The organism is Treponema zioleckii (genome assembly GCF_014737315.1).
In the GTDB taxonomy this organism is placed as follows: domain Bacteria; phylum Spirochaetota; class Spirochaetia; order Treponematales; family Treponemataceae; genus Treponema_D; species Treponema_D zioleckii.
In genome coordinates this window covers 1-4,571 of record NZ_JPUF01000111.1, presented here as the reverse complement: position 1 = coordinate 4,571, position 4,571 = coordinate 1, and the positions used below count along the sequence as shown (strand labels likewise).

Here is a 4,571-nt window from a genome sequence, read left to right as displayed (position 1 = left end):
GTCAACTTTCCTGTAATATGGGAGCTCAGTATCAGTGTCTCATCTGTGTCCATCTGCGTTTATCCGTGTCTAAAAAATCTACTTTTACAACTCGAAATTCAATTTATTAAGAAAAGGAAAAGGGCATAAAAAAAGGCTTGGTAAAAACCAAGCCTTTTGGGGAGTGAGGGACTCGGACCCCCGAACCCGATAGGGAGCGGATTTACAGTCCGCCGCAATTGCCGCTATGCGAACTCCCCATAACGTGATAATGATAGTATATGATTCACAAAGTTTTGTCTAGAGTAAAAATCGGATTTTTGCATTTTTTTTCATTTTTTTTTGTTTTGTAAAAAGAAATGCTTAAAAACTGAAGCGCAAGTTTTTTCTTAAAATTTGCGGGAAAAGTACAGGGTACATTTTTTTGTAAAAAAAATAGCTTGAAACGTTTCCTTTTTTTATGATTTTAAGGTAGGCTTTAGAGCATTATGAAAACACTTGAACTTAAGTATGGATGCAATCCAAACCAAAAACCTGCAAAGGTTTTCGTTGACGAGGGTGATTTGCCAATCACCGTTTTGAACGGCAGACCAGGTTACATCAATCTTCTTGATGCACTGAACGGTTGGCAGCTTGTTAAGGAGCTTAAAGAGGCGACCGGGCTTCCTGCGGCTACATCATTCAAGCACGTTTCGCCAGCGGGTGCAGCTGTTGGAACTCCGCTTAGCGACACGCTCAAAAAAATCTACTTTACGGACGGCGTTGAGCTTACCCCAATGGCACAGGCTTACGCACGGGCACGCGGGGCTGACAGAATGTCGTCTTTCGGTGACTTTATTTCTTTGAGCGACGAATGTGACGAAGCGACTGCACTCCTCATCAAAAAAGAGGTTTCGGATGGAATCATCGCGCCTTCTTATTCGCCAAAAGCACTTGAAATCCTCAAGGCAAAGAAAAACGGCAATTACTGCGTAATCCAAATTGATGCGTCTTATGTTCCGCCAGAAACGGAAGTTAAACAGGTTTTCGGAATTAAGTTTGAGCAGGGGCACAACTTCCTAAAAATTGATGAAAGTTGCCTTTCGAATATCGTAACAAAAAATAAGAATCTGAGCGAAGAAGACAAGAGAAATCTTGTAATCGCCCTGATTACTCTCAAATACACACAGTCAAATTCTGTCTGCTACGTTAAAGACGGACAGGCAATCGGAATCGGAGCCGGACAGCAGAGCCGAGTTCATTGTACTCGCCTTGCAGGTCAGAAGGCTGACAACTGGTGGCTCAGACAGTCTCCAAAAGTTTTGGGCTTGCAGTTTGTTGACGGAATCAAACGTGCTGACCGCGACAATGCGATTGACGTTTACATTGGCGAGGAATACGAGGACGTTCTTGCGGAAGGCAAATGGCAGACAATCTTCAAGGTTAAGCCAGAAGTCTTTACGCGCGAAGAGAAGAAAGAATGGCTTTCAAAGAACACGGACGTTGCAATTGGTTCGGATGCGTTCTTCCCGTTCGGAGACAACATCGAGCGTGCAAGAAAATCAGGTGTTACCGTAGTTGCACAGCCAGGCGGTTCAGTTCGTGATGACCAGGTTATCGAAACTGCCGACAAATACAATATGGTCATGTGCTTCAACGGAATTAGATTGTTCCATCACTAGACTAATTTTAGGAAAATAAATTTTTTGGAGCCGAATGCCCCCTGCCGACCAAGCATGGGGCGTGCAGGCGCCACTTATCCACTTGCATTCCCCGCTTTGCGGGGTTCCGCTTCCGCTCCATTGCTTCGCAACGGCTCCCGCCGCCCCTCCAATCGGGGCTAAGCTCCCTTCGTGCGCAAGCCTTACCGCGAATTGAGAATTGCGCTCGCCGGGCATGGACGGTGGGTTACTTGCCTCTTGTGTGACAGATTTACGATTGATGATAAAATATCCCGCACATGAGGCTGCCCGAAAATTATTGTCATGCTGAACTCGACCGCTTTCGTTTTCGCGGTCGCCTTGATTCAGCATCTACGTTGCATTTGGTGTACGGGATCCCGAAACATGTTCGGGGTGACAGTGCGATTTCGGGTTTTTAGACAGTCATGTGAGACCATCCTAGCTAGAAAGGTGCGACCATCCTAGCTAGGAATGTGTGACCATCCTGGCTAGGAATGTGTGACCGTTGTCATTCCGAACCTGCTTCGAAGTCATTCATACAAAATGCAGTATAGATGCCGAAATAAATTCGGCATGACGCAAGTTTTTAGACAAACTCTCCTTAGCGGTACTGTCATTCCGAACTTGATTCGGAATCTGCGAAAATCGGGGTAAGTCCGTTCTCGCCGCAGGCTTCCCGCGAAAAATTGAGAATTGCGTTCGCCAGTCATGCCTTCACCAAAAAAACATACGGAGTTTTAAAAAATTCTCGGCGTGTTTTTGGGGAAAACTCGGCGTGTTTTTTTTGAAAAATCCAGTGTAATTCCGACCTCTGCGCAATATAGTTGCTACGGCGACCTCCTATGTTTCGGAATCTGCGCAAATCGGTGCCAATCCAGTTAAGTTCTGCAGAATTGAATCAACCAAGTTTTATACTGTTAATACTCAGTTAAGAATTGTAATTTAGTATAAAACCGCATGTGGATTAGCACAGACCCTGCTCTGGGAGATTACATCCCTGTTGCGCCTACAAATGACGAGGCAAAACAGCATAATTCCAAATTGCCAGGCATGGGCGGTGTGTTTAATCACATCAATCTCAATTGTTATCACTACGCGGGCAACAACCCGGTGAAGTATGTGGACCCGGATGGAAGGGAAAGTCTCAGAGGACCGCAAATAAATTTTTTCCCTGATTGTGAGCGAATAAAAGATTTTGCAAACAATACTATACGAGGTTCTGTTAAAGATTTCGTAGTTGCCGGTCATGGAAATGCAGAAAATGGTATTTTTCAATATCCAAATGCGACCGCAACTAATAGAGGATTGGGCAAGTCTATTTCAGAAAAAGATTTAGCAAGGATAATAAAATCGCATCCAAAATATAAGCCAGACTGTACAGTTGTTTTATGGTCGTGTAATACAGGGGCTGTTGGAAAAAATGGAAAAATTTATGCACAAGAACTTGCAAATGAATTAGGGGAAGGTGCAAAAGTTAAGGCTCCTAATAAATATGTCTGGCTATACGAAGATGGACCATTAAGAATAGCAGGGGAAATAATTCGAATCGAAGGTGATTCTATCATCAAGGAATTTGATAGAAATGATCCTGGAAGAATGGTTTTATTCATAGGAAAAAAGAAAAATGAAAATGTTGATTAGTACTATATTTTTTTTGAGTTGCATAATAAATAGCATCCTTGCGGAAAGTGATAACGGTGGTCTCATGATAAACTCTCTGAAAAAACTTGAGGCAACAAAAAAGAATGCAATGGACGGAAATGCTGTAGAAGCATTTCGCTTGTTTGAGCATTACGGATTAGCTCTTAATGATAGTTCAAATGGTAATCTTTGGCTTGAAATATGTGCAGAAAATGGTAGTTCGTATGGAATGTTTGCTTTTTCCAATTCGCTGAAAAGAAATGGGGAAATAGAGAGGGCAAAGTTTTGGTGTTTCAACGCTATTAAAGATTCGGATTTCAGATTTGAGAAGGAAAACTTTTATGCAGAAAATCCAAATTTTACGATTCCAATTATTGAAAATATATCTGCGCTTGATTTTTCCGCATTAAAAGTCTTTGCCCTTCAGGGAAATATAAAAGCTGCTGAAAAACTGTCTGAAATAGATTCTTCATGGCTCAGAATTGCATCTCAAAACGGTAGTAAAAACTGCATGAAAAAATATTCGGAACTTTTAGAAAAAAAAGGAGATGAACTTTCAATGATTCGAAGCAGATATTGGCTGAATAAAAGTAAGAACTAAACTTTATATAATCAAAATATTGTGAAGTTGATAGTCTAGATTAACTTGCCACTTCCCCCAAATCGCGATTTGCAGGAATACCCAAAAATCCACTTTTTCCCGGAAAGCCCGCCACAAAAAGCGCCTTTTTCGGGGAAAATTAAGGATTGCGCTGCATATAGCGCAGTTTTTACCGTTCTAAAACCGCTCGAATCAACTGACGAGTGGTTTTAGAATTTTTCAAAGACGGAAGTTTTCCGCCGATAAAATTCTTAAAGGAGGATTTTAAAACCAGATCTGAGTTCTGCCTTTCTGCAGTCAAAAAGGGGAATTTAAGGCACGGAAGCGCCTGAAATCCATTGAGATTCGTGGGCTGTCAGTCCAATCAATCTCAATTGTTATCACTACGCGGGGAACAACCCGGTAAGGTATACCGACCCGGATGGAAGAATTGCTGCTCCTGCTCCAATTCCAATATTGCCTCCTCCTATTATTCCGCCCCAAAGGGAGAAAAAAGGTTCCGTGATTGACGATGGTTTCTATCAGATTCCATCGTCAAATCCTAATACAGTGTTTCCTTTGTCGCCCGGATTACAACCTAGGAAAACAACAATATTTCCTAATTTGGGATTCGGACAAAAAATAATACTTGGGTTCTACCTTTTACTCCTTGAACCTGCAATAATTTTATTCAATCAGGCACCAGGTAC

General features: G+C 42.2%; 3 protein-coding genes, 1 tRNA gene and 1 pseudogene. 4 read left to right on the top strand and 1 reads right to left on the bottom strand.

Features of this window, described 5'->3' with window-relative positions; translation table 11 throughout:
- Positions 1 to 157: 157 nt before the first annotated feature.
- A tRNA-Tyr gene (locus JI65_RS16415) sits at positions 158 to 239 on the bottom strand.
- 228 nt (positions 240 to 467) lie between these two features.
- Here JI65_RS16415 and JI65_RS16410 point away from each other — a divergent pair.
- The 4 genes and pseudogenes from JI65_RS16410 to JI65_RS17195 all read left to right on the top strand — a co-directional run.
- Positions 468 to 1,640 (top strand): phosphoribosylaminoimidazolecarboxamide formyltransferase, encoded by a 1,173-nt coding sequence (locus tag JI65_RS16410; protein ID WP_191018245.1) that lies wholly within the window; start codon positions 468 to 470, stop codon positions 1,638 to 1,640.
- 960 nt (positions 1,641 to 2,600) lie between these two features.
- Positions 2,601 to 2,786 (top strand): annotated as a pseudogene (locus JI65_RS17810) (RHS repeat domain-containing protein); the annotation flags it as partial.
- Between the two features lie 478 nt (positions 2,787 to 3,264).
- Positions 3,265 to 3,882, top strand: coding sequence for a hypothetical protein (locus tag JI65_RS16400; protein WP_191018244.1), 618 nt, complete (start codon positions 3,265 to 3,267; stop codon positions 3,880 to 3,882).
- Between the two features lie 501 nt (positions 3,883 to 4,383).
- Positions 4,384 to 4,571 (top strand): hypothetical protein (locus JI65_RS17195; RefSeq protein ID WP_207106105.1); only part of this gene is annotated, 188 nt, incomplete at its 3' end.

What these genes read in the sequence shown, in the direction of transcription:
- JI65_RS16410 (WP_191018245.1), top strand. Translation starts at nt 468, where the DNA reads ATGAAAACACTTGAACTTAAGTATGGATGCAATCCAAACCAAAAACCT.
- JI65_RS16400 (WP_191018244.1), top strand. Translation starts at nt 3,265, where the DNA reads ATGAAAATGTTGATTAGTACTATATTTTTTTTGAGTTGCATAATAAAT.